At 58.7% G+C, this 24,248-nt stretch carries 19 protein-coding genes; 14 read left to right on the top strand and 5 right to left on the bottom strand.

Annotated features, from left to right (window positions below):
• Positions 1 to 4: 4 nt before the first annotated feature.
• Positions 5 to 739 carry an ABC transporter ATP-binding protein gene (locus QML71_RS00640; RefSeq protein WP_282009962.1) on the bottom strand — a complete coding sequence of 245 codons (735 nt, stop codon included), beginning with the start codon at positions 737 to 739 and terminating at the stop codon, positions 5 to 7.
• Positions 736 to 1,512, bottom strand: a complete 777-nt coding sequence (locus tag QML71_RS00635) for an ABC transporter permease (protein ID WP_282009961.1) — start codon at positions 1,510 to 1,512, stop codon at positions 736 to 738. The genes QML71_RS00640 and QML71_RS00635 overlap by 4 nt, the downstream gene beginning before the upstream one ends.
• A gap of 245 nt (positions 1,513 to 1,757) precedes the next feature.
• Here QML71_RS00635 and QML71_RS00630 point away from each other — a divergent pair, with 245 nt between their 5' ends.
• From QML71_RS00630 to QML71_RS00615, 4 genes are read left to right on the top strand one after another with little or no spacing between them, the layout of a single operon-like run.
• A complete protein-coding gene (locus tag QML71_RS00630; RefSeq protein ID WP_282009960.1) occupies positions 1,758 to 1,892 on the top strand; it encodes a hypothetical protein in 135 nt (44 codons plus the stop codon).
• Complete coding sequence (locus QML71_RS00625) at positions 1,859 to 2,149, top strand: Rossmann-fold NAD(P)-binding domain-containing protein (RefSeq protein WP_282009959.1); 291 nt, start codon at positions 1,859 to 1,861, stop codon at positions 2,147 to 2,149. Before QML71_RS00630 ends, QML71_RS00625 begins: the two co-directional genes overlap by 34 nt.
• 56 nt (positions 2,150 to 2,205) lie before the next feature.
• Positions 2,206 to 2,805 (top strand): NUDIX hydrolase, encoded by a 600-nt coding sequence (locus QML71_RS00620; protein WP_282009958.1) that lies wholly within the window; start codon positions 2,206 to 2,208, stop codon positions 2,803 to 2,805.
• Complete coding sequence (locus QML71_RS00615) at positions 2,783 to 3,013, top strand: hypothetical protein (RefSeq protein ID WP_282009957.1); 231 nt, start codon at positions 2,783 to 2,785, stop codon at positions 3,011 to 3,013. Before QML71_RS00620 ends, QML71_RS00615 begins: the two co-directional genes overlap by 23 nt.
• Before the next feature lie 77 nt (positions 3,014 to 3,090).
• On the opposite strand, the gene QML71_RS00610 is transcribed toward QML71_RS00615, so the two are convergent.
• Both QML71_RS00610 and QML71_RS00605 read right to left on the bottom strand, forming a co-directional pair.
• Positions 3,091 to 5,751 (bottom strand): sigma 54-interacting transcriptional regulator, encoded by a 2,661-nt coding sequence (locus QML71_RS00610; protein ID WP_282009956.1) that lies wholly within the window; start codon positions 5,749 to 5,751, stop codon positions 3,091 to 3,093.
• Between the two features lie 22 nt (positions 5,752 to 5,773).
• Positions 5,774 to 7,930: a DUF4384 domain-containing protein gene (locus tag QML71_RS00605; protein WP_282009955.1), complete on the bottom strand. Its 2,157-nt coding sequence runs from the start codon at positions 7,928 to 7,930 to the stop codon at positions 5,774 to 5,776.
• 617 nt (positions 7,931 to 8,547) lie between these two features.
• Between QML71_RS00605 and QML71_RS00600 the strand changes: the two genes are divergently transcribed.
• From QML71_RS00600 to QML71_RS00565, 8 genes are all read left to right on the top strand, one after another.
• Positions 8,548 to 9,138 carry an LPP20 family lipoprotein gene (locus QML71_RS00600; protein WP_282009954.1) on the top strand — a complete coding sequence of 197 codons (591 nt, stop codon included), beginning with the start codon at positions 8,548 to 8,550 and terminating at the stop codon, positions 9,136 to 9,138.
• A gap of 5 nt (positions 9,139 to 9,143) precedes the next feature.
• Entirely contained in the window at positions 9,144 to 10,247 is a 1,104-nt protein-coding gene (locus tag QML71_RS00595) for a S1C family serine protease (RefSeq protein ID WP_282009953.1), read from the top strand.
• A gap of 93 nt (positions 10,248 to 10,340) precedes the next feature.
• Positions 10,341 to 10,898, top strand: a complete 558-nt coding sequence (locus QML71_RS00590) for an MORN repeat-containing protein (protein WP_282009952.1) — start codon at positions 10,341 to 10,343, stop codon at positions 10,896 to 10,898.
• A complete protein-coding gene (locus tag QML71_RS00585) occupies positions 10,885 to 12,141 on the top strand; it encodes an MORN repeat-containing protein (protein WP_282009951.1) in 1,257 nt (418 codons plus the stop codon). Before QML71_RS00590 ends, QML71_RS00585 begins: the two co-directional genes overlap by 14 nt.
• 21 nt (positions 12,142 to 12,162) lie before the next feature.
• The gene (locus QML71_RS00580) at positions 12,163 to 13,776 is read left to right on the top strand and encodes a caspase family protein (RefSeq protein ID WP_282009950.1); all 1,614 of its coding nucleotides are present in this window, start codon (positions 12,163 to 12,165) and stop codon (positions 13,774 to 13,776) included.
• Positions 13,777 to 13,965: 189 nt separating this feature from the next.
• The gene (locus QML71_RS00575) at positions 13,966 to 16,185 is read left to right on the top strand and encodes a caspase family protein (RefSeq protein ID WP_282009949.1); all 2,220 of its coding nucleotides are present in this window, start codon (positions 13,966 to 13,968) and stop codon (positions 16,183 to 16,185) included.
• 354 nt (positions 16,186 to 16,539) lie between these two features.
• Positions 16,540 to 16,893 carry an MORN repeat-containing protein gene (locus QML71_RS00570; protein ID WP_282009948.1) on the top strand — a complete coding sequence of 118 codons (354 nt, stop codon included), beginning with the start codon at positions 16,540 to 16,542 and terminating at the stop codon, positions 16,891 to 16,893.
• Positions 16,894 to 17,001: 108 nt separating this feature from the next.
• Positions 17,002 to 19,326: a caspase family protein gene (locus tag QML71_RS00565; protein WP_282009947.1), complete on the top strand. Its 2,325-nt coding sequence runs from the start codon at positions 17,002 to 17,004 to the stop codon at positions 19,324 to 19,326.
• A gap of 52 nt (positions 19,327 to 19,378) precedes the next feature.
• Here QML71_RS00565 and QML71_RS00560 read toward each other — a convergent pair whose 3' ends face one another.
• Positions 19,379 to 21,253: a polysaccharide biosynthesis protein gene (locus QML71_RS00560; RefSeq protein WP_282009946.1), complete on the bottom strand. Its 1,875-nt coding sequence runs from the start codon at positions 21,251 to 21,253 to the stop codon at positions 19,379 to 19,381.
• 302 nt (positions 21,254 to 21,555) lie between these two features.
• Here QML71_RS00560 and QML71_RS00555 point away from each other — a divergent pair, with 302 nt between their 5' ends.
• Together QML71_RS00555 and asnB are read left to right on the top strand one after the other, a co-directional pair.
• A complete protein-coding gene (locus tag QML71_RS00555) occupies positions 21,556 to 22,380 on the top strand; it encodes an aldolase/citrate lyase family protein (protein WP_282009945.1) in 825 nt (274 codons plus the stop codon).
• 11 nt (positions 22,381 to 22,391) lie between these two features.
• Positions 22,392 to 24,236, top strand: coding sequence for an asparagine synthase (glutamine-hydrolyzing) (gene asnB, locus QML71_RS00550; RefSeq protein WP_282009944.1), 1,845 nt, complete (start codon positions 22,392 to 22,394; stop codon positions 24,234 to 24,236).
• Positions 24,237 to 24,248: the final 12 nt, after the last annotated feature.

Below are 24,248 nucleotides of genomic sequence, written 5' to 3'. Positions count from 1 at the left end.
ATTTTCACAATCCCGTTTTCTCATCGAGCGTTTTGATGAACCGACGGTATTCGGCGGTCACCTGTTCCGCCGCCCCTTCCGCCTGAATCCGTCCTTCCTCCAGCCAGATCGCCCGCCCGCAGATTGTGTTCACCTGCTCCGGGTTGTTGGACACGAACACCACGGTCTGCCGTCCGTGGATCTTGTCCAGCATGGCCTTTTCCGCCTTGTGGCGGAAATGCACGTCGCCCACGCTCAGCACCTCGTCGATGAGCAGAATCTCGACATTCACCTTGAGCGCCGTGGAAAACCCCAGCCGCGCGCGCATGCCCGCGGAGTAGGTCCGCATGGGCTTGTCGAAAAATCCGCCCAACTCGGAAAACTCGTGGATGTCCGGCAGAAACGCCAGCGCCTCGCGCTTGTCTGCGCCCTGAAGCATGGACCCCAGCAGGGCGTTGTCGCGTCCGGAAAGGTCCGGCCGGAACCCCAGCCCCAGCGACAACAACGCGCGCCGCACGCCAAGCGGGCATTCGATCGCCCCCGACGTCGGTGCAATGATACCCGCGAGAATGCGAAGGAGCGAACTTTTTCCCGAGCCGTTGCGCCCGACCACGCCCAGGGTCTCGCCCCGCTCCAGCGCAAACGAGATGTTGTTCAGCGCCGTGTGCTCGAACCGTTTCAGCAGGCCGGTGCGCGTCCTGTAACGCATGGAGACGCCGGCGGCCGTCAACACGCTTTCCGGTTTCATCGATTCGCTCATGAGTCCACAACCTGCGCGGCGATGATTTTGCTGGCTCTGTCGAACACGCCATGCATAAGGTACAGGAGCATTCCGGACACCGCGGCAAGGATCATCAAATGCGTCACATCGTACACGGCGCGCTTCATCAGCACCTGGCGGTAGGCGTCGAGCAGAAAAGCCATCGGGTTGTACGCCAGCACCATCTGCATGGATGCGGGATCGCCCAGCGCGCGCACGTCCCAGAAAATACCGGAGGTGAACAGGAGAAACGTCATGCCCATGCTGATGAGCATACGGAAATCTCCGGCGAAACTCACGCAGAGGGCGCCGATCAGGGCGCACGCCATGATCAGGATGTATTCGATAAAAATCAGCGGCAGGAGCCACAACCAGTGGAGCTGCGGAGTGTAGCCGTAAGCGGCGGCAACGCCGAACAACACCAGAAACACCGCCCACTGTTTGTACAATCCCTCCTGGACCGAAGCATAAGGGAACAGGGTTTTGGGCAGATCCAGCTGGCCGACCAGCCCCTTGTTCTGCACGATGCTGTTGGAGGCGGTCATGACGGATTTGGAAAACCACAGGAACGGGATTTTTCCGCACAGGAGGAACAGCAGGAATTCCTCGCCTCCGCGATTAAGTAGAACCTCGAAAACGAAATAAAATACCGCAACGTAAAGCAGCGGCTCGATGATCCACCAAAGGTAGCTCAAATACAGCCGGGAGGCCTCTGCCTTGAGCGCCAGCCGCGCCTGCGTATCAATCAGAGTGAAAAATCTGCGCACATTCATCCTGTCTACCGTCGGAGTTGTTTTGTGGCCCCTGAACCGTGCCGCAAGTATAACCTAACCTTCCGATATAGAAAAACTTCTCTAATCCTTAGCCAGCAAGGGTCGTCGGTATCACCCCGCCAGACTTAGTTCGCCTTAAAAGGGTTTGTAACCCGAAAACCTTTCCGGGACAGTTCAATGGTGCTAATTTTTGCATATGGGCCTTCGACTCCGGTTTGAGATATTTATATTTGGCGAATATTTATATGTATCATGAACCGGAACGATCGGAACAACGCGCCAAAGTGGAACACAAAAAGAAGGTGACCTTGTGGGGCACGGGCAAACCCAAACGCGAGTTTTTTTCGTGGACGACCTCGCCCGCGGTTGCCTGTTCCTGATGCAGCATTACAACGAGACGGACGTCATCCATTTCGGTTCTGGCGTCGAGACCTCCATCGCGCAACTGGCAAAACACATCCAGCGCGTGGTCGGCTGGCAAGGCGAGATCGAATTCGACATCACGCGGCCCGACGGCAACCCGCGCCGCCTGCTCGATTCCTCCCGCATCCACGCTCTGGGCTGGGAAGCCAAAGTTCCGCTGGCAGATGGTTTGCGGATCACCTATGATTGGTGCACGCGAACGCGAGACCGATAGATTCACAGGCCACTTCGGTCCGCCTACTTTTCAACGCACACGCAGGATGGAGCGCCATGAAATCGATTGGCACCGACAGCCCGCCGTACAAATTAAAAAAACGCAAACAGGTCGCCGAAAACACGCGGTTCAACATTTATTTCGACCACCTTGTCGGCGCAGAGGAAGTCGATGTGCCCAACTACCTCGTCGTGTCGCCGAAACGCTTCGTCGCCGATGGTTACAGCGGGGTCGCCATTCTGCCGGTGATCGAGGGCAAAATCGCACTGCTCAAGATTTACCGGCATGCCATCAAGGACTGGTCGTGGGAAATTCCGCGCGGCTTTGTGGAACCGGGCGAGGATCTGGTGGAATCGGTGGCGCGGGAACTGTTCGAGGAAACCGGGCTGCGCTGCGCCGAAGACAACATCCTCCCGCTGGGGTCGCTGCATCCGGACGCAGGCACGCTGTCGGCGCGCATCCAGCTGTTCGCCGGCATCGGTTGCGAAGTCGAACAACCTTACCGGGCCACGGAAATCGGCCACGCCTGCATGGAATTTTTCGAGATCGATGCCCTGCAACAGCGCATCCACGGCAACGACATTCAGGACCCGTCCACGCTGATCGCCATTTTCCGTTACCTCCATATGGACGATGCGCCGCCCGGACCGGAATGAATCCCGCGAAGACCGCACACCGACCACTCAACCCAGCGGGCCCGCCACCATTTTCCGGGCCCAGTGGGATGCGCTCGCAGGATTGCCGCGCGCGTTGAAAAAACGCAAGGCCATTCAACAACACATCGCCGATGTGCGCGCGTTGGAAACACAGATGAATCGCAGTTGGCTGGAACCGTTCAAAGTCTTTTGGATGCACCGGCGTTGACGCGAGCTCCCTCGAACCGGAGACAGCGCGGTCTCAAGAGGTGGGCCTCGAGGGGCAATGCCTCGTGAGGCGGTGCCTCAAGCGTGGTCTTGCTGGAAACGGTCGCGCACCAGTTGCGCGATGGCGGGGTGGTAAGCGGTGGGCACGTTGCGCGAGCGTTTGAGCGCATCGGCGGCGGCGGCCTCGACGTCTTCCCAGGCAGCGCTGTCCTTGACGAGATTCTGATAATACTCATCCAGCTTCTGCGACACGAACTCATAATGCGGCGTCTCGCCGGCGATCGCCCGCGCCGCCTGAGCCGGGTCGTTCCCGCTGTCAACGAGGCGTTGAAAACAGATGCCTTTGAAGCGGCTGGCCACGGTGTTGCGGCTGACTTCCAGGTGGTTGGCCGTGGCGTTGATCTCGAACTGATTGCGGCGCAGGGTGTCGAGGAACACCTCATCCCTGTCCGGGGCCCTCGCGCCTGACGGAGGTTTCGGAGCCGCTGCCGTTTCCATCTCGCTTTTCAGTTGCAGGTCTTTTTCCTGAATGACGGTGCCGTCCGCCAGCGTCACGCCGCGTTCGATGACATTTTCGAACTCACGCACGTTGCCCGGCCAGGCATGAGCCTTGAGCGCGTCCATGGCTTTTTTGGAAATGCCGTTGATGTTGCGTCCATAGCGATGCTTGTAGCGGTCCATGAAATGCCAGGCGAGCAGTTCGATGTCTTTCGGCCGTTCGCGCAAGGGATGCAGCGTGAACGGAATCGTATTGAGCCGGTAATAGAGATCGCCGCGGAAGCGTCCCACTTCCATTTCCGCCTTGAGGTCCTTATTGGTGGCGGAGACCACGCGCACATCGACCGTAAATGTCCGCTCGCCGCCGACCGGCTGCACTTCCTTTTCCTGCAACACGCGCAGCAGCTTGACCTGGATGTCGGCATGGACCTCGCCGATCTCATCGAGAAACAGTGTGCCGCCTTCGGCCTCGCGAAAGCGCCCCGGTTTGTCCGAGGTCGCGCCGGTGAACGCGCCCTTGACGTGGCCGAACAGTTCGCTTTCCACCAACCCTTCCGGGCACGCGGCCAGGTTGAGGGCGACGAAACGTCCCGGACGGCCACTCAACCGGTGCAGGGCGCGGGCGAACAGTTCCTTGCCCGTTCCCGACTCGCCGAGCAACAGGACGCTGGATGCGTTCGGCGCAACCTGTTTGAGTTCGCGGAAGGTCTCCGCCACCGCGTCTTCCAGGGTGACGATGCCGTGCTCGCGGCATTCCTGAAACAGGGGCTGCGTGAGCCGGTTGAGCGAGGTGCCGAGTCCGCTGTGCAGGCGCAGATCGTGAATGCGGTTTTCCAACTGCACTTTTTCCTGCTGGTACTGCTGCTGCAACGCATCCATCTCCTGCTGCTGCGAGGTCAGGTCGCGCGACAGGTTTTCCAGATGCGCTTCCACTTTCTGTTTTTCACCGGACAGCATCTGCGCGGTGTGCGTCATCTTCTCGGCGGCTTCTTTTTCCGTCGATGCGTTGTAGAGAGACACCCACAGCGTGGTGACGACGATGGCCGCCAGCGGAGCCACCACCGGCAACACCAGATGCGAGTGAAACAGGTACGCGGCGGTGAACGCATACGCCGCCAGCAGCGCCGCCACCAGCACCACCTGCAACGCGTAATAACGCACCGACAGCACCTGCGCCGTGGCCAGACTCAACGCCAGCACCAGCAGCAGGTTGAACGCGGTAGAGGTTTCTTTCAGAAAATTGCCGGTGAGCAGGGTGTTGAGGATGTTGGCGTGCACGCCGACGCCGGGAAAATCTTTTTCCACCGGCACCGGTTTGGCGTCGTAGCCCGAAATGGTGTTGGCGACGAGCGCCAGTTTGTTTTCCAATGTGACCGAAGGGCCGGTTGCCAGTTCCCCCGGTTGCGGCCGCTCCAGCACGGCGGACATCGATACATGCTGAAAGGTCTCCCCCCAGCGCCCGGCGTAGTTGATGAGCATCTGCCCCTGCTCGTCCACCGGGATTTCGATATCACGTGGCACCGTGCTGCCCGGAAAGCGCGCGTTCCGGATCAGGATGGCGCGGTTGCCGGGCACCACGTTTTCAGGCGATACATTGAGGTAAGCCAGCACGCCCTGAAACGCCAACGACGGCACCAGTTGTTTGTGGTAGCGCACCAGCAACGGCACGCGGCGGATGATGCCGTCGGCATCGCGGTTGGTGGCGATGTGACCCAGCCCCTGCACATGCTCCGCCAGCGAGGCCAGCGGAAAGATGGCGCGGTTGGCATGAAAATAACGGCGTGATTCCAGCGGCCGCTCCAGGCCCGGCCAGGGCAAACCGGTGTCGCTGTGATCGGGCGCGTACGGTTTGCGTTTCTCCATCAGACGCACCGCCACCGGAAACACCACGTTGCCCGCGATCTTGACCGCCTCTTCGAGAGCGCGGTCTTCCAGCGAATTGCCCTTCAACGCAAACAGCACGTCGTACACCACCGTTTTGGTTTTTTGGTCGTGCAGGGTTTCAACGAGGTGGGCGTGGACCGTGCGTTTCCACGGCCAGCGGCCGAAGGTGACGGCGCTTTGATCGTCGGCTTCGATCAACACCAGGTTCGGGTCGGTCGCCAGCGCGCCGCGCCACTGGAAACGCAGATCGAGGGTTTTCCATTCCCAGGACTGAACCAGGTTGGGCAGGCTCCACAGCAGCAGGCCGGTGAGCCCGGCCCCGATCAGTCCCAGTACCAACTCCCGGAGTCTCAGCATAAGCGATGTCTGGTTGTGCCGGTCAGCGAGCCGGTTCGCGGCCGAAGGTGCCGATCATGTCGATCGGTTTTTCCGGATCTTCTTTGATCGGAATCTTGCGAATGCCGCGCGTGTAGGTGTCGTTCCGCTTGAAAATAAATATTTCCGTGTGCGACTCCGCCCAATTGTGATCCGTCCCCTGCGTGAACGTGTCGGCGATGATGGAAATGTCGCGCGTGCCTTCGCGGCTGCCGCGCTTGAACGTATGAAAGCCTTTGGCCAGATCCAGATCCACCGGCAGACCCGGCTCGAGCGTGGCAATCGCCTTCACCCGTTCCAACCCGGCGGGGCCTTCGATGTTGAACTTGAAGCCGTACTCCGGCGCCGGGATTTCATAGGTGCGTCCGGCACGGATGAAGTTGTCCTTGTGAAACGCATTGGGGAAGATCACCGTGGCGTCGCCGCCGGAACCGATGTCGAACAGGGTCAGGTAGCTGTCGCGTTCCGCTTTCACGGAAAACACGATCTGGTCGCCGATCTCGTATTCCTTCTGGTTGGTCCACACCTGCACCGCGAACTGGGCGTTCTTCGGCTGGGCATACACCAGCTTGTCGAGCTCCTGCCGGTATTCTTCATCCGCATCCTTGATGCCGCTGGAACCGGACGACGGCGAGGTCTCCAGCACTTTCAAATCTTCCGGACTGATGGCGCCGCGATCCATCAGCACGCTGCCCGAACCGAGGTAGGTGTTGGACTGCACGTCGATGAGCTTGGCAATGATCTGCAAGCCGGCGCGTTCCATGCGGTACGATCCATTGACATAAAAATCGAGTTGATGCTCTTTCGCCATCGCATGCGGATCCGTCTCCGCGTCGCGCACCAAGGCGATCTCCTTGAGCGACAGGTTGCCCGCCTGCGCCAGGATGGCCTTGAAATCCTCGACCAGGATTTCGGTGAACGGCGTCACCTTCTTGCTGCGCGTGTCCTCGAATTGAATGACGCCAACCACGGGGGTGGTGTCCGGTTTCACGTTCTTGATGACCGTTTCCGCCAACCGCACCAGCCCCTGCCGCCAGGCGTGCGATTTGCCGGAGAAGCCCTCGATCTTCTGGATGGTGTAATGGAAGGTCGCGCCCTTGTGTTGCAGCGGCGCCAGGAAGCTGTCCTTGAACCGGGGATTGATGCCCGAGGCCAGCCGGTCGTAATCGAGCCTGACGGCAATGCGGTGCAGGTCGGCTTCGTAGTTGTCGATCTTCACCACCGAGGCACGGGCCTGGCCCTCTTCATTGGTGTTGACGCTTTCGTTGAGCGTGCCCTGGCCCTTCTCGAACTGAAACCGGATGGGCAAGCCCTTGAGCGCCACGTTGCCGAAATCGGTCTGGATGTACGCCGCCGCCACCAGCGCGTCGGCAGGCAGTTGGAACGACTTGATGGTCTGCTTGTCGCCGGAGACCGCATCCAGCCGCACATTGCGGATGAGGTTTGTCGCGTGGTTGCGGAACGCGCCCTGGCTGAGTTCCAGCGCCTGGTCGCCGGACGGTGCGGAGCGGGCAATGACCGCCAGCGTGCTGCGCTGCGGCACCAGGGTCGGGGCCAGTTCATAGCCTTCAAGGTAATGCGACAGGGCTTGAATCAGCTCGCCCTTGTTCTCGGCTTCCCGGCCCTGGTCGAGATGCTGCTTGAGGATGGATTCGGTGGCGGCGATGCGTTGTTGCAGTTTGCCCGCTTCCAGTTCGCGGTCCATGACCACCAGCGCGTAATACTGGTTGCGGCATTTGTCGAAATAGCCGTCCTTGCGTTCGACGCCTTCCAGCGCCGCATCGACCACGGTCTTGACGGCGGACTCGGCGTAGGTGCCTTCGGTGCTGACGAAATCCTTCATCACCGACTGGATGTTGACCTTGATGTTCTTGGCCAACTCGGCGGTGGCCGTGTCTTTCGCACCCGACGGACTTTCGGCGGAAATGCCGACGCCGATGAGGTATTTGGCGGAGGGGAAATTGGGATGGCCCTTGCCCAGCACCCAGCCCGGTTCCGGCGGGCAGGCGGTGCGTTGTTCCATCTGTTCCAGTTTGCGGAGTTTCGCCAGATCGTCGGCGCTGGCGTTGTCCTGGCTGGCCCCCGGTTGCACGCTCCCGGCGCAGCCTGCCAGCCCGAGCAGGCAGATGAAAAGGCCTATGGATCGCAAGTTGTGGCGCATCGCTGTCCCCTTCCTGAATGATTCACTGCCCTGAATAGAGCAAAAGCCGTGCCTGAACCGGCGGCGACCGGACCTGTTTCCGGCCGGACGTTTCATTAAAGCAGAAATTGACGGGGGGGCCAAGCCCCGCCGGGCGTTCCGTTTCATTGCCTCCCCGACCATGATGTCCCTCAGTGTAAACAGTTTGCCCGGTAAAAGGCATTTCTTTTTGCCGCCCACAGGGACAGCCCGGCAGGGCGATTAAAAATAGTTGAAAATTCAATCTGTTTGGGTCGTGTCCGCGCCGTGCTGCCGTGCCCGGGCCTGCCCTCCCCGTCTGTCATGCATGAACCGTGCATGGATTCATGCATGGTGGGCATCGCCCTGCCAAAATTTGAGGCCTGCCGCCGGGCAACTTCCTTTTGCCAAAGCCCGACCCTTCCTCTAAACTAAAGAAATTGGACACGGATCGAACAACCGGGCGGAGGGGCTTCGGTTTGGCACGCTTTTCGCTTTATACCCTGGTAAATGGAGCACCCAACCTTTGGGGGTTTGGGGTATAGTTTGAGCATCCATCAGCTATCAGAATATCCTTACATAAACTGACTTCTAATTTTTAATCGGAGGAGGGAGCATCGATGAAAACCTTGTCACGATGGAACTTTGGGTTGTTGATCGTATTGGCGGCCTTTTTGAGCGCCTGCAGCAGCACACCGGAAAAACCGAGCGGAGGCTTTGTGCCGATTCAGGACCTGGACGCACCGGAATGGGTGTTGAAGGGTCAGGGCGCGTTCGATGACCGCGCGTTTTATGGCGTCGGTTCGGCAGTCGGTATCCGCAACACCTCGCTGTTGCGCACTTCTTCGGAAAACCGGGCCCGCGCCGCCTTGGCGGACGTGTTCGAGACCTACGTCAAAAAGCTCTACAAGGATTACCAGGAATCCGCCACCACCGGCGACATGAGCGCCACGTCCGAGACCCAGTACGTCGAGCAGGCGCTGAAGAACATCACCAACATGTCGTTGCGCGGCTCCACCATCGTCGATCACTGGCAGAACCCGAACAATGGCGAAATGTTTTCGCTGGCCAAGATCGATCTCGAACACTTCGAGAAAAACCTGTCTCAGTACAACGACCTGTCGAAGCAGATCCGCGATCAGATCAAGGACCAGGCGGAGAAATCCTTCGACGAGTTGGATGCTGAAATCGACAAAATGGAAGGACGTTGAACGCCATGAGAACCTGGATCACAGCGGCATTGGCCATCGTACTGCTGGCGGGGCCCGCCTCCGCCAGAGAGTTCGATCCGAAAACGGTGTACCAGGACGTGTCGCCCCGGGTCGTTCTCATCACCGGCTTTGAGCCGGGAGAAAAGTTTCAGGGCATGGGCACGGGGAGCATCATCCGTGAAGACGGACTGGTGCTCACCAACGCCCATGTGGTGATCAACGCCAAAGCCGGACGGCCCTTTTCCCAACTGCGCATTTTTCTCAAACCGCCGCGGCTGACCGGCAACCTGAAACAGGACACGAAAAAGCGGTTCAAGGCGCGGCTGCTGATTCACAATCGCGATCTCGACCTGGCGTTGCTTCAGATCGAATCCCCTTCCGGCTCGTACCCGCCGGTGGGGTTCCTCAACGCCAACGAGATCGGCATCGGTGATCGGGTGCTCGCCATCGGGCATCCGGAATCCGGGGGATTGTGGACGTTGACCACGGGGACCATCAGTTCGTACCGGGATGATTTTCAGAACATCCCCGGTAAGAACGTGTTCCAGACCGAAACCAGCCTCAACCGGGGCAACTCCGGCGGGCCGCTGCTCGATGCCAACGGGTTGATGGTGGGCATCAACTCCAACATCGCGCGCAAAAGTCAGGACGGCCTGGCCATCACCGACATCAACTTTTCCATCAAATCCAATGTGGCGGTGGCGTGGTTGAACGACAACGGCTACCACTTCGGCTACACGCAGGTGGCGAAGGTGGAGTCGCCTTACGAGCCGACCGGCATCGTGCCGATGCCGAAAGACCCCAAGGTGGAAGCGGAACCGGAATCGAAAACCGTCACGCACCCGCAAAAGGAAAAGACCCTGGGCAAACCCAAACCGCAGGTGAAACCGGTGCAACCAAAACCCAAACCGGAGCCGCAACCCAACACCGGGAACACATCCCCGGAACCCGGACCCAAACCGGAAGCGGAGATCCTGACGGAAAAACGTCCTTATAAAATGGACGACCTGTTCGCGGCCACGGAAGAGGAACTGGAAGGAATGATGGACGATATCAAAAAGAAACTGAAGGGACGCAACAAGGGCCGTTTCAATTTCGATGATTTTTAAAACGCGGTTTGCTCTGGCCCGGCCGACGGGGCCGGGTGGGTTGGAGTTTGGATTGAGTCATCCCTATTGGGATGCGAACAGGAGGCAACGGTTATGAACAGATCCAGAACCATCGGGCAATCCCTCCGTTTCCTGTTGGGGTGGGGCGTGCTGGCTGCCTGTCTGCTGCTGCCGGCTCCGGGATTTGCCGCCTGCATTTCTGGTGACTGCGGCAACGGTCAGGGTGAATTTCATTATGACAACGGCGACCGTTACATCGGCCAGAACCAGAAGGACCAGGCGCACGGTTACGGTAAATACTTCTGGGCCAACGGCGACCTCTATTCAGGCTACTGGGAAAACAACAAGAAAAACGGATACGGCGTGTTCACCTGGACCTCCGGCGAACAGTACCTCGGCCGCTGGCAGAACGACGAGCGCAACGGCCCCGGCACCAACATCTGGCCGACGGGTGAAAAGTACACGGGACAGTGGGCCAACAACAAACGCAACGGTTACGGCACCAACATCTGGCCCAATCGGGAAATATACATCGGCCACTGGGTCGAGAACAAACGGGAAGGTCACGGCATCTATGTCTTTCCGGATGGCCGTACCTTGAACGGAACCTGGAAACAGGACACGCTGGTCAAGGAATATGGACAGGACTGATCCGGGCAGCGTCATGCACGGCCCGGGTTTCCCGGCAATCAACGTCAAGAGCGCATTGGGGGCAATCATGTCTTCCTTTATAAATAAAACACATCCATCGCGGACGTCCCGGATCCTGCCCACCCTGCTGGCGATCGGGGTTGCCGGGTTGTGGCTCACGCTGGCCTCGCCGGCCTCGGCCAAGTGTCTGAATGGCGACTGCAGCAACGGCTATGGCACGTTCGAGTTCGACAACCAGGATCGCTACACCGGCGAAAACCGCAGCAACAAGATGCACGGCTACGGCAACTACGATTACAAGATCGGCGATAAGTACGCGGGCGAATACAGCAACGACAAGCGCAACGGCGACGGCATCTATTTCTACAACAACGGCGATATGTACATCGGCCACTGGGATCAGGGCCAGAAACACGGCAAAGGCATGTTCCTGTGGGCGCAGGGCGACCGCTACATCGGCAATTGGGAACAGGACAAGCGCAACGGCCAGGGCACGTACCTCTATGCCAGCGGCGACCGCTATGTGGGGGACTGGCGGCAGGACAAACGCCACGGACAGGGCACCTATTTCTGGGCCAACGGCGACAAGGAAATCGGCACCTGGGAAAACGGCGAACGCAAAAACGTCAACATGGTGAAAGCCGGGGAATCCGGCACCACCACGACGCCCCCGCCGCCGGTCGTCCCTCCCGTTCCGCAGAATCAGGAAACGGGCAAGGCCGGGTGTCTGGCCGGGGACTGCTCCAACGGCACCGGCACCTACGTGTACAACAACGGCGACAAATACGTCGGTGAAAACAGCAGCAATCTGCCGCACGGCCAGGGCAAATACTTTTACGCCAACGGCGACGTGTACGAGGGCCAGTGGGTCAAGAACAACAAGCAGGGCAAAGGCACCTTCATGTGGTCGAACGGCGAGAAGTATGTCGGCGACTACGAGCAGGACCAGCGCCAGGGTTTCGGCAGCTACTACTACGCCAACGGCAACAAGTACATCGGCGAATGGAAGGGCGGCAAGAAAGACGGCCAAGGCACCTTCACCTGGATCGAAGGCGACAAGTACATCGGCGAATGGGTGAATGACAAACGCAACGGCCAGGGCACGTATCTGTACGCCAACGGGGATAAATTCATCGGCGGCTGGAAGGATGACAAAAAGCATGGACAGGGCACCTACATCCACGCCGATGGCTCCCAGGAAACCGGTCAATGGACCGACGGGGAGTTGACCGAACGCTTCTGATCTGACAAAAGGGCACACGCCATGAACGCACACAGCCAACAACGCGCCACCTCCCGCAGCCTGCAACGGGCCGGGATCTTCTTTCTTCTTCTGCTCGTGCTGTTGGCCGCGGGGTGCGGCGCCGGGCGCACGCTCTCGGTGTGTCCCGACTGCACCTACACCGGCGACACGCAAAACGGGCAGAAACACGGGCAGGGCAGCGCCCTCTACAACAACGGCGACCAGTACGAAGGCGCGTTCGTCGCCGACCAGCGGCACGGACAGGGCACCTACACCTGGGCCAACGGCGACACGTACACCGGCGAATGGGTGGACAACGTGCGCGAAGGCCAGGGCACGATGACCTTTCACACCGGCGACCGCTACGAAGGCCAGTGGAACAACGACGTCATGCACGGCCAGGGGACGTTCACCTGGGCCAATGGCGACCAGTACGTCGGCGCTTACGTCAACGGCAAACGCCACGGCGAAGGCACCCTGACCTACGCCGACGGCCGCGTCGAAAAGGGCGTGTGGAAATTCAACAAACTGCCGTCGGAAGAAGAGACCCAGCCCCCGGTCACCGTGGAAGAGAACAGCCGCGACACGCAACCGCCGCACATCCGCGTCACCTCACACCAGATGTTCCGCGGCATCGCCATCGTGCCCATGGTGCCGCACATGCTGATCACCGGCGTCGCCGAAGACCCGAGTGGCGTGTCCACAGTAGTGGTCAATGGCGAGACGGCCCAGGTCGATGCCTCCGGCCACTTCTCCATCAAACTGCCGCTCAATGAAGGCCGCAACGAGGTCAACATCGTCGCCCGCGACCCGCACCAGAACGAAGCACAGAAAATGTTCTGGCTGGAAGCCCGGGAAGACACGCGCAGCCTGGCCGATGAACTCCAGGCGGAGATCGGCCCGCCGGTCAAAACCGGCAAGTACCATGCGCTCATCATCGGCATCAACAACTACCGCCACCTGCCACCTCTGGAAACCGCCGTCAACGACGCCAAGGAAGTGGACCGGCTTTTACAGCGCGAATACGGGTTCACCACCACGCTCTTGCTCAACGCCGACCGCGCCGACATCATGAACGGCTTCAACGAAGTGCGCGAGCAGTTGGGCAGCGACGACAACCTGCTCATCTATTACGCCGGGCACGGCGAGTTCGACAAGGCCGTCAACAAAGCCTACTGGCTGCCCGTCGATGCGCAGCCGGACAACGACACCCACTGGATCATCGTCGATAACATCACCACCAACATCCGCCGCATGGCCACCCGCCACGTGCTGGTGGTGGCCGACAGTTGTTATTCGGGCACGTTGACGCGCGCCGCCATCACCAAGCTGACCACGGCGCAGGAAAAAGAAAAATTCCTGCAGAAAATGATGGAACGCTCGTCGCGCACGCTGATGGCTTCCGGCGGCAATGAGCCGGTGGCGGACGGCGGCGGCGGCGGCCACAGCATCTTCGCCAGCGTGTTTCTGCGCGCGCTCAAGAGCACCGACGAAACCACCTTCACCGCCGAACAACTGTTCCATACCTACATCAAGGAAGCCGTGGCGGGCCAGGCCCAGCAGGTGCCGGAATACAACATCATCAAAAACTCCGGCCACGAGGGCGGCGACTTCGTGTTCATGAAACAGCAGTGAATGAACAAATGAACCACCGATGAACACGGACCCGGCCAGGCCGGGAGCGAATATTTTAAACCGCCGATAAGCACGGATGGACACGGAGACACTCAGGCGGAAGACCGATCAATCCCCCCTTCTCCGAAGGGGGCTAGGGGGCTTGTTCCTCCAGTTCTCGATTCCGAGCGTCAGCGGGGAATCATTAAAATGGATCTCAGCGCGATCATGCAAACGCCCTGTTTGAAAAAAGCACGGATGAAAACCCCGCTCCTGTTTGGAATCGCCCTGCTGTCCCTCCTGCTCTCGCCCACCAATTCCCTTGCCGATGAATCCATCCGCACCTTCACTGGGCATACTGGCGCTGGCGCGGTTACGTCCGTCGCCTTTTCCCCGGATGGGCGTTACGCCCTGTCAGGAAGTTGGGATGCGACACTCAAGTTGTGGGAGATAGCAACCGGAAAAGAGGTCCGCACTTTCACTGGGCATACTTATTTAGTCACGTCCGTCGCTTTTTCTCCGGATGGGCGTTACGCTTTGTCGGGCAGTGTGGACTACACCCTCAAGTTGTGGGAGGTGGAGACCGGAAAGGAAGTCCGAACCTTCAGAGGCCATAAACACGGCGTTACTTCCGTCGCATTTTCCCCGGATGGGCGTTACGCCCTGTCAGGAAGTTGGGATGAGACACTCAAGTTGTGGGAGGTGGCAACCGGGAAAGAGGTCCGCACCTTCACCGGGCATACAAGTGCTGTTCTACCCGCCGCTTTTTCGCCGGATGGGCAATATGCTCTGTCAGGCAGTCAGGACAACACTCTCAAACTGTGGGAGGTCGCCACGGGAAAAGAAATCCGCACCTTTACCGGCCATGAAGGTTTTGTTGTGTCCGTCGCTTTTTCCCCGGACGGGCGTTATGCCCTGTCGGGCAGCCATGACAAAACCCTCAAGTTGTGGGAAGTGGCGACAGGAAAAGAAATCCGCACGTTTACCGGACATACAAAACATACAAAGTCTGTTAACTCCGTCGCCTTTTCCCCGGACGGACGTTACGCCCTGTCGAGTGGTGGTGGTGACAAAACTCTCAAGTTGTGGGAGGTGGAAACGGGACGGGAAATCCGCACAATCAGGGGGCATAAACGCGGCGTTATTTACGTCGCTTTTTCGCCGGACGGCCGTTACGCCCTGTCGGGTAGTACGGACGGCACCCTCAAGCTGTGGGATTTGAGTCCGTATATTAAAGCCAAACCCTCCATCGAAGACTTAACAGAAGAAGAAATACAAGCTATCCAGCAGGCCCATGATGAAGGCCTGTTGACTCAGGATCAGATACAGCAGTTAACGGACTTGGGATTTAACTTCAACAAACCCAAAGACACCGCCCCTCCTGTTCTCACCATCACCTCGCACGATATGAAAAGCGGGGTGGCGGTGGTTCCGAAAGTGCCTTCGGTTTTGATTGCAGGCAAAGTCGAGGACGAAAGCGGGATCGATGAGGTCACCGTCAACGGGGTAAAAGCTTACATGGATGCGTCGGGGAATTTTTCGGCAGAGGTGCCGTTGGAAAACGAAGACACGAAGGTGCAGATTGTGGTGCGCGACGAGCACGGCAACACGGCCTGGAAAAACTTCTGGCTGAAAGGCGTGGAGGTGGAGCTTCCTCCCCAACTCGCAATGGTGCCTAAGCCTTCCAATATGGAAGAACTGGACGTGAAGGGGGCATTCCACGCCATCGTCATCGGGATCAACAATTATCAAAAGCTTCCAAAACTCCGAACCGCCATCCGTGACGCCCAGGCGGTGGACCAGATTCTTCGTGAAAACTATGGGTTTTCAACGCACCTGTTGATCGACCCGGACCGGGATCAAATGCTGGAGGCGTTCGACCGGATTCGCAGGAAAGTGGGTGAAGACGATCATCTCCTCATATATTATGCAGGGCATGGAGTGTTCGACAAGACCGTTGATAAGGCGTTCTGGCTGCCTGTCGATGCGGATGAAGACTCCGACATTCGATGGCTGATCGTGGACCGTATTACTTCCACAGTGCGGCGCATGCCCGCAAAGCATGTGTTGATTGTCGCGGACAGTTGCTACTCGGGGACGCTCACCCGGAACATTGATATTCAATCGAACACGGTTCACCAGTTCAACCGCTATCTGGGCAAAATGTTTGAGAGAACATCCCGAACGCTCATGGCCAGCGGCGGCAACGAACCCGTATCCGATGGCGGCGGCAGTGGGCACTCGGTATTCGCGCAGGCATTCTTGGAGGCTTTGAAAAATCCGGGCATGAAGGCGTTCACGGCGGAACAGCTTTTCAGGGATCATCTGAAGGAACGAGTGGCGGGTGCCTCCCAGCAAATTCCGGAGTATAAAATAATTCAGGACTCCGGCCATGAGGGCGGCGATTTTGTGTTCATCCGCAAACCGTGAGGAAGAATCATGCTTCACCGGGTTGGTGATGAAACAGAGAAAAAGGGAAATGAAAGTATCATGAATCCCCCTCATCCTAATCCTAACCTTCTCCCGCCAGGGGAGAAGGGACCGGACTGCGTCCGGAGGCAACGGGTTGTATTTGAAATGGGCTAGACAACTATGATTTGCTCCGGGCATTAGCCAATTTGCCGCAGGCCACGCCTGCTCCTCTCCCTGGATGGGAGCACTCACGGAGTGACGGGCGGGGGCGGGGGTGAACGATGATTTTCTTCTTTCTTCCCCTCCTTACCAAGGAGGGGATCGAGGGGGAGGTTTTGGTGCACTCTTCCCTCGCAACGTGGAGAAGACCGTTTGACTCGGAACCGGATTTCATTTTTTCTCGCAGGCCTGCTGGCGCTCCTTGCCGCCTCCGCCTGCGCCACGTCGTATCCCAAATGCCTGGGCGATTGCGAAACCGGGCGCGGCACGTTGATCCGGAAGTCCGGCGACCACTACGTCGGTGAATTCCAGAACGGCCTCTACCACGGCTACGGCACGCTGAACGAAGCCGGGGGCGGGCATTATACCGGCGAATGGCAGGACGGCCTCAGGCACGGACGCGGCACCCAGATGCAGCCCGGCGGCGCTCAGCAAACCGGCCTCTGGGAAAATAACCGGCTTGTCGAACCCAGCCCGTTCCGGGTGGAATCCGCGGCCGGACCCTGATTTTTCCGAAGGTCCTTGCAAGCCGCCGCCATTGGCTTTAACTTTAAGAGGACACACCACACCAGCGCGAACGCGAACGCGCGAACGCACCAGCACGAAGGGGATACCATGAACGGTACAGGATGCAATCGGCAAACAGGACGGGTCCTCCGCCGGAGCCTTGTTGCGCTCTGGCTCGCCCTCTGTCTGACGGGGTCCGCCCTCCCCGCCTTCGCCGACAACTGCACTTCCGGCAACTGCCAGAACGGATTCGGCACCCTGGTCCGCGATAACGGCAACAAATACGTCGGCGAATTCAAGAACGGCGTGTTCCACGGTCACGGCACCTATACCTTCAACGAAGACAAGTGGAAGGGCGATCGCTACACCGGCGAGTTCAAAAACGGGAAATACGACGGGCTGGGCACCTACTCCTGGGCCAACGGCGACAAGTACACCGGCGACTTCAAAGACGATGCGCCCAACGGCCACGGCACCTACACCTGGGGACGCGAACCGTGGATGGGCGACAAGTATGTCGGCGGTTTCATCGACTGGAAAAAAGAAGGCTTCGGCACCTACTACTGGAAGGAAGGCGACAAGTACGTGGGCGAGTTCGAGGCGGACGCCTCCAACGGCACCGGCACCTACTACTACACCAACGGCGATGTCTATAAGGGCCAGTTCAAGGACTGGAAAAAAGAAGGCCAGGGCGAGTTCACCTGGAAACGCAAGCCGTGGACCGGCGATCGCTATGTCGGCACCTTCAAGGCCGACGAGCTGAACGGCCGGGGCATCAAGTATTACGCCAGCGGTGATCAATATGAGGGCGAGTGGAGCAACTGGAAAAAACACGGCTTCGGCACCTACACCTGGAAAAACGGCAACCGCTATGTCGGCGCCTGGGCCGACGGTAAAAAAGAAGGCCACGGCACGCAGTATTATGCCAGCGGCGATCAGTATGACGGCGAGTTCAAGGACGACGCCTTCCACGGACAGGGTCTCTACATCTGGGGCCGCGATCCGTGGAAAGGCGACCGGTACAACGGCGAGTTCAAGGCGGGCAAGCTGACCGGCTACGGCACCAAGGTGTACGCCAGCGGCGACAAGTACACCGGCGAATGGGACGACTGGAAGAAACACGGCACCGGCACCTACACCTGGAAAAACGGCGACACCTACACCGGCGAATGGGCGGACAGCAAGATGCACGGTCAGGGCACCTTCACCTACGCCAACGGCAGCCGCGACGTGGGCACCTGGGACAACGACAAACCGCTGAAGGTCACCCACTACAAACCGGGGCAGAAGAAACACGACAAGCAGCCGGAGATCGTCGTGCAGAAACCGCCGAAGACGGAAACCGTGAAGCCGGTGGACAACACGCCGCCGGTCATCACCATCACCTCGCACGAAACTTCGCGCGGCATCGTGCCCGTGGCCAAGTCGCCGACCACACAGGTCACCGGCCTGGCGGAAGACGACAGCGGCATCGCCGAAGTGTTGATCAACGGCCTGCCCGCGCACATCGAGCCTTCCGGCAAGTTCGCCGCCACCATTCCGCTGAATTCCGGCAAAAGCGAAATCATCATCCTCGCCCGCGACATCCATCAGAACACCACGCAGAGATCATTCTGGCTGGACAGTCGCACCTCAACGGAGGAGCAGACCGTCATCGCCAAAGTGCCGGACATCCAGAAAAACTTCATGGAACAAACCGGCGCGATGTCTGTCGGCGATTATCACGCCATCATCATCGGCATCAACGACTACAAATACCTGCCTAAACTGCAAACGGCGGTGCACGACGCGCGCGAAATCGAAAAGCTGTTGCGGCAGAAATACGGGTTCAAGACCAACCTGCTGATCGACGTGTCGCGCACCCAGATCATGCGCGCCTTCAACAACGCCCGCAAGACGATGGGTCCCAACGACAACCTGCTGATCTACTACGCGGGGCACGGTGAGTTCGACAAAACCGTCAACAAAGCCTACTGGCTGCCCGCCGATGCGGAACGCGACAGCGACGCCAACTGGCTGATCGTGGACAACATCACCACCAACATCCGCCGTTTCGCCTCGCGCCATGTGCTGGTGGTGGCGGACAGTTGCTATTCGGGCACACTCACCCGCTCGGCGATCACCAACCTGTCCACGCCGGACCAGCACAAACGCTTCCTTGAAAAAATGCACAAGCGCTCGTCGCGCACATTGATGGCCTCCGGCGGCAACGAGCCGGTGGCGGACGGCGGGGGCGGCGGCCATTCCGTGTTCGCGCGCGCCTTCATCGACGCGCTCAATATGGTGGAGGAAGAAATCTTTACGGCGGAACAGTTGTTCTACAGGTACATCAAGGAACCGGTGGCGGGCCGCGCCGAACAGGTGCCGGAATACAACATCATCAAAAACTCCGGCCACGCGGGCGGCGACTTTGTGTTCATGCGCAAGCCATGATTCCGGTTCTAAAATCCTGCCAGCACAGACAATAACGATTCAAAAATAAACTTCAGGATTTGCGGCTGAGGGGGGACGGTGCTTGAGGCTGGCCGCATTCGTCTTGGATGAAATCCTTGAGCCGCTGCCGGGCGGCGGCCACTTCCAGGTCGGCCATGCCGTGGACGAGGGCATCGATCTTCGCGCCGAATTTTTCGCTGGGCGCATTATTGGAACACAGCCGTTTGATTTTTTTGTGCAGGGTATCCAGCACGTCCTCGCCATCGTCCACCAGTTCCTCGGACAACTTCTCTCCCGGCCGCACCCCTGTGATCTGAATCTGCATGTTCTCGCCCAGCGTGTAACCCAGCAGGCGGATCATCTTTTCCGCCAGGGCCATCAGCTTCACCGGATGCCCCATCTCCAGCATGAGGATCTCGCCGCCCTTGCCAATGGTCGCCGCCTGCAGGATCAATTGCACCGCTTCCGGAATCAGCATGAAAAACCGTTCCATCTCCGGGTGCGTCACCGTCACCGGCCCGCCGCGCTCGATCTGTTTCTGGAACAAAGGCACCACACTGCCGTTGCTGCCCAGCACATTGCCGAAACGCACGGTCATGAAATCCGTCTTCGACCGGCCCGCCTTGTATTGAATGTAACGCTCGGCGATTTTTTTGGTCATGCCCATGACGCTGGTCGGGCGCACCACTTTGTCCGTGGACACGAGGATGAATTTTTCCACGCCATAGCGTTCCGAAAGATCGGCCGTCACGCGCGTCCCCTGCACATTGTTGAGCACGGCTTCATCGGCGTTCTCTTCCATCAACGGCACGTGCTTGTGCGCGGCGGCATGGAACACCAGTTGCGGCCGGAACCGCTGGAACAGGACATCGAGCTTTTTCTCGTGCGTGACCGACAGGAAAAAATACTTCCGCTCGGCGTTGGTCTTCTCCGCGTTCAACTCCATGTTGAGGTCGTACAGATAGTTCTCGCACTTGTCGATCATGATCAGCATGGCCGGATCGTACTCCAGAAGCTGGCGGCACAGTTCCGAACCGATGGACCCGCCCGCACCGGTCACCATGATCTTTTTGCCGCCGACCATTTTCTGGATCATCGACAGGTCGAGGTACACCGGTTCGCGGCCCAGCAGGTCGGAAATTTCAATGTTGCGGATTTTGGAGATGTGCGGCTGGTGGGTAGCGAGATCGAAAAACGAGGAAACGGTTTTGTATTTGACGTTGCAGTCGCGGCAGACGTTGACCATCGCTTCCAACCTTTCCGCGTCGATGCTGGTGACGGCCATCAACACTTCCTGAATGCCAAGCGCCTCCTTCAACTGCGGCAAATCTTTGTGTCCGCCCAGCACCTTGACGCCCATGACCTGGTGGTCGAGTTTTTTGGGATCGTCATCCAGAAACCCGATCACGGAGTAATGCGGAGAAAAACGGCGCAAGTGTTTGAGCAGATTGACACCCGTGTACCCGGCGCCCAGAATGAGAATCGGAATCCGGCCCTTGCCTTCGGAATGGTCTTTGCGGTTTGCGCGATCGGTCAGCAGCTTCCAGATCAGGCGCGAGGACCCCAGCATCAGCACCACCAGGATGAGGTCCATGAACAGCACCGACCGCGACACCAAGTGCGCCCGGTTGTACATGAACATGAAGATCAACACCATGACGGTGCCCATGACTGCCGCCTTGAGAACCTGTTGCAGATCCTCCCAACTCGCATATTCCCAGAACCGGGAATAGAACCGGCACAGGGCGAACGACAAGGCACGACAGAGGAGAACGATCGGGGCCAGATCGAAAAACACTTCGACCTGCGCCGCAGGCAGGGCGCCTTCAAAGCGAAGCAGGAACGCCGCGTACAGGGACAGCAGGCTGACCGTCAGGTCGAAACCCAGCAGAATGATCTTCCGGAATTTTTTATTGAATGCACGCATGACCGATTTCCCTCAGTGCACCCCGCAGGATGCCGGCGATCTTCAAACGATGGAACCCCTCCGCCGACTGTTTCAGGCGCACAGTCTGGAAAACCGATTTTACCATAAATAGTTGTTTTTCATTATGGAAAACCCTGTTGAACCGGCCCCCTCCCGGACGTTTCCTGTTTTTTCAGAGTGTGGTACAATTCCTTGGTTTTATTGAATTTATAAAATCCGGGCAGACGGCCCGCCCGGCTTGCAGGGAAAGAACCTGTTTTTGGCCCGATTGCATACAGGCCCCCCGCATTTTCAGGATATTCATGCTGACCTTGATGCTCATCACCAACGATCCCGTGCTGGCGAAACGCGCCGTGGAGGCCGGGCTGAACCGCATTTTTGTCGATCTCGAAGTCCTCGGCAAAAAGGAGCGGCAGGGCCACCTCGACACCTGGATCAGCGGCCACAGTATGGATGACGCCCGCCGCGTGCGCGAGGCCATCCCGGACGCGGAACTGCTCATCCGCCTCAACCCGCCGCACAACGGGCTGGACCGGGAGATCGAAGAGGCGCTCGGGATCGGCCCCGAACTGCTGATGCTGCCGATGTTCCACACCGTGGATGAGTTGGCCCGATTTTGCGAAACCGTCAACGGACGCGCCGGCGTGGTGCCGCTGGTGGAAACGCCGGAGGCGGCGGACGCCCTGGAACAGATCGTGCGCGTGCCGGGCCTGAAGGAGGTTTACATCGGCCTCAACGACCTGCACCTGGGTCTCAAGCAGACATTCATTTTCGAGCCTTTGGCCGACGGCATGGTCGATGCGCTGGCGAAAACCATCCTCAACGCCGGGCTGCCCTTCGGTTTCGGCGGCATCGCCCGCATCGGCGAGGGCCAGTTGCCCGGCGAGATGGTGCTGGGCGAGCATCTTCGGCTGGGGTCGTCGTCGGTGATTCTGTCGCGCACCTTCCAGCGCGGCCTGGTGGAAGGGACGCAGGTGGAGTTTTCCAAGCTGAAATACGAAATCGAAAAACTGCGCGAAAGCGAGGAATACCTGATGGACCGGTCGCCGGAACAGGTGGAGCTCGACCGCGCCAAAGTGGTGCAGATCGTGTCATTACTCGCACGAGCCGCACAAAAAAAACACTAAGGTCAGGTACTATGTGCGGAATTTTCGGTTATTTTGACCGCGGCAAACGTTCTCTACCAGAGTCCGTTCTCCACTCCATGGGGCATGCGCTCAATCATCGCGGACCCGACGATCACGGTTTGTTCACCACTCCTGGCGTGGGCATCGGGAATCAGCGATTATCGATCATTGATCTCGAGCAAGGGCATCAACCCTTCGTTTCAGAAAATGGCAACATCGCCGTGGTGCAAAATGAAGAAATTTACAATTATGTTGAGTTGGCGCGTGAACTGGCAGACGCCGGGCTACCCTGCAAAACCCATTCAGACACGGAAGTGCTCCTGCGCCTGTATCAGCTTCACGGTATCGACTTTATTCAGAAGCTGAACGGGATGTTCGCAATCGCCATTTACGATCGCGAACTCGACGCGCTGTTTCTGGTACGCGATCGCATCGGGGTCAAACCGCTTTATCTGCATGACGACGGCAAGCGTATTGTCTTCGCTTCAGAGATCAAAGCACTATTGGAAGCCGGCATCCCACGTGAACCCAATCTGGAGGCCCTTGATCATTTTCTTACCTACAATTATATACCTCCACCTTTCACCGCATTCAACAACGTACAACATCTAATGCCGGGGACTTGGATGCGTATTGACCGCCATCGCATACAGAAAGTGACATGGTGGGATCTATCCAAAATGCAGGCTGAAGAGAAAAGTCAGGCTGACTGGATTGACGAATTCAACGCCGTGCTCGACGACGCGGTGCGCCTGCGCCTGCGTTCAGATGTGCCGTTCGGCGCATTCCTTTCCGGCGGCGTGGACTCGTCCACCATCGTCGGCCTGATGGCGCACAACATGAAAGAACCCGCCAACACGTTCTGCATCGGCTTCCACGAAGAGGCGTTCGACGAGTCGCCCTATGCGCAGGAGGCGGCGGAACGTTTCGGCACGCGTCACATCATGGAGCGGGTCGATCCCAACATGCTCGACCTGTGGCCCTTAGCTGTGTTCCACTGCGACCAGCCGCACGGTGACATCTCGTTTCTGCCTACTTACCGGGTGTCGGAGCTGGCGACGCGGCACGTGAAGGTGGTGCTCACCGGCGACGGCGGCGACAAACTGTTCGCGGGCTACACCAAGTACCGCGACTTTTTCAGCGATGCATCCATGATGGATGCGGACCTCGAAATCTTCCGGCGCGCCTATTATCGAAACCTGTCGTTGTTCACCGACCATCAGAAACCGAACCTGTATTCACCGCAACTGAGAGACCGTCTGCGAACCAACCATTCGTACGATGTGGTGGCGCGGTTGTACGACAACGTCCGGCACATGGACCGCATCAATCAGGCGCTTTATCTGGACATGATGCTGTTACTGCCCGGCAACAACCTGGTCAAGCCCGATCGCATGGGCATGGCGGTGTCGCTGGAAGCGCGCACGCCGTTTCTCGATTACCGGATGATGGAGCTCGCATTCCGCATGCCGGGCGCGCTGAAACTGCAAAACGGTGAGACCAAGTATCTGTTCAAGAAAGCCGTGACACCGCTGATCGGCGAAAACCTGGCGTACCGCAAAAAACAGATGTTCACCGTGCCGGTGGGCGAATGGTTCCGCAAAGAGATGGCGGAATTCCCACGTGAACTGTTGTCGTCGAAACGCTTCATCGAGCGCGGCCTGTTCGAGCCGGAGACGGTGCTTGACCTGGTCACCCGCCACCGCTCGGGCGAGGCGAACCACACGCGCGAGTTGAGAGCGTTGATCGCCATCGAGCTGTGGTTCCGCATTTTTATTGATGGCGACTACCAACGGCCGCCGCGCCTGGCGGAGCTGTGCGACGATCTGTTTTTCTTCCAAACCTTCAATACATGAGGAGGATAGAAT

Origin of the sequence: Nitrospina watsonii (genome assembly GCF_946900835.1) — a bacterium.
GTDB classification, from domain to species: Bacteria; Nitrospinota; Nitrospinia; order Nitrospinales; family Nitrospinaceae; genus Nitrospina; species Nitrospina watsonii.
Note: the sequence above shows the minus strand (reverse complement) of the source record. Positions and strands in the feature narration are given on the sequence as shown.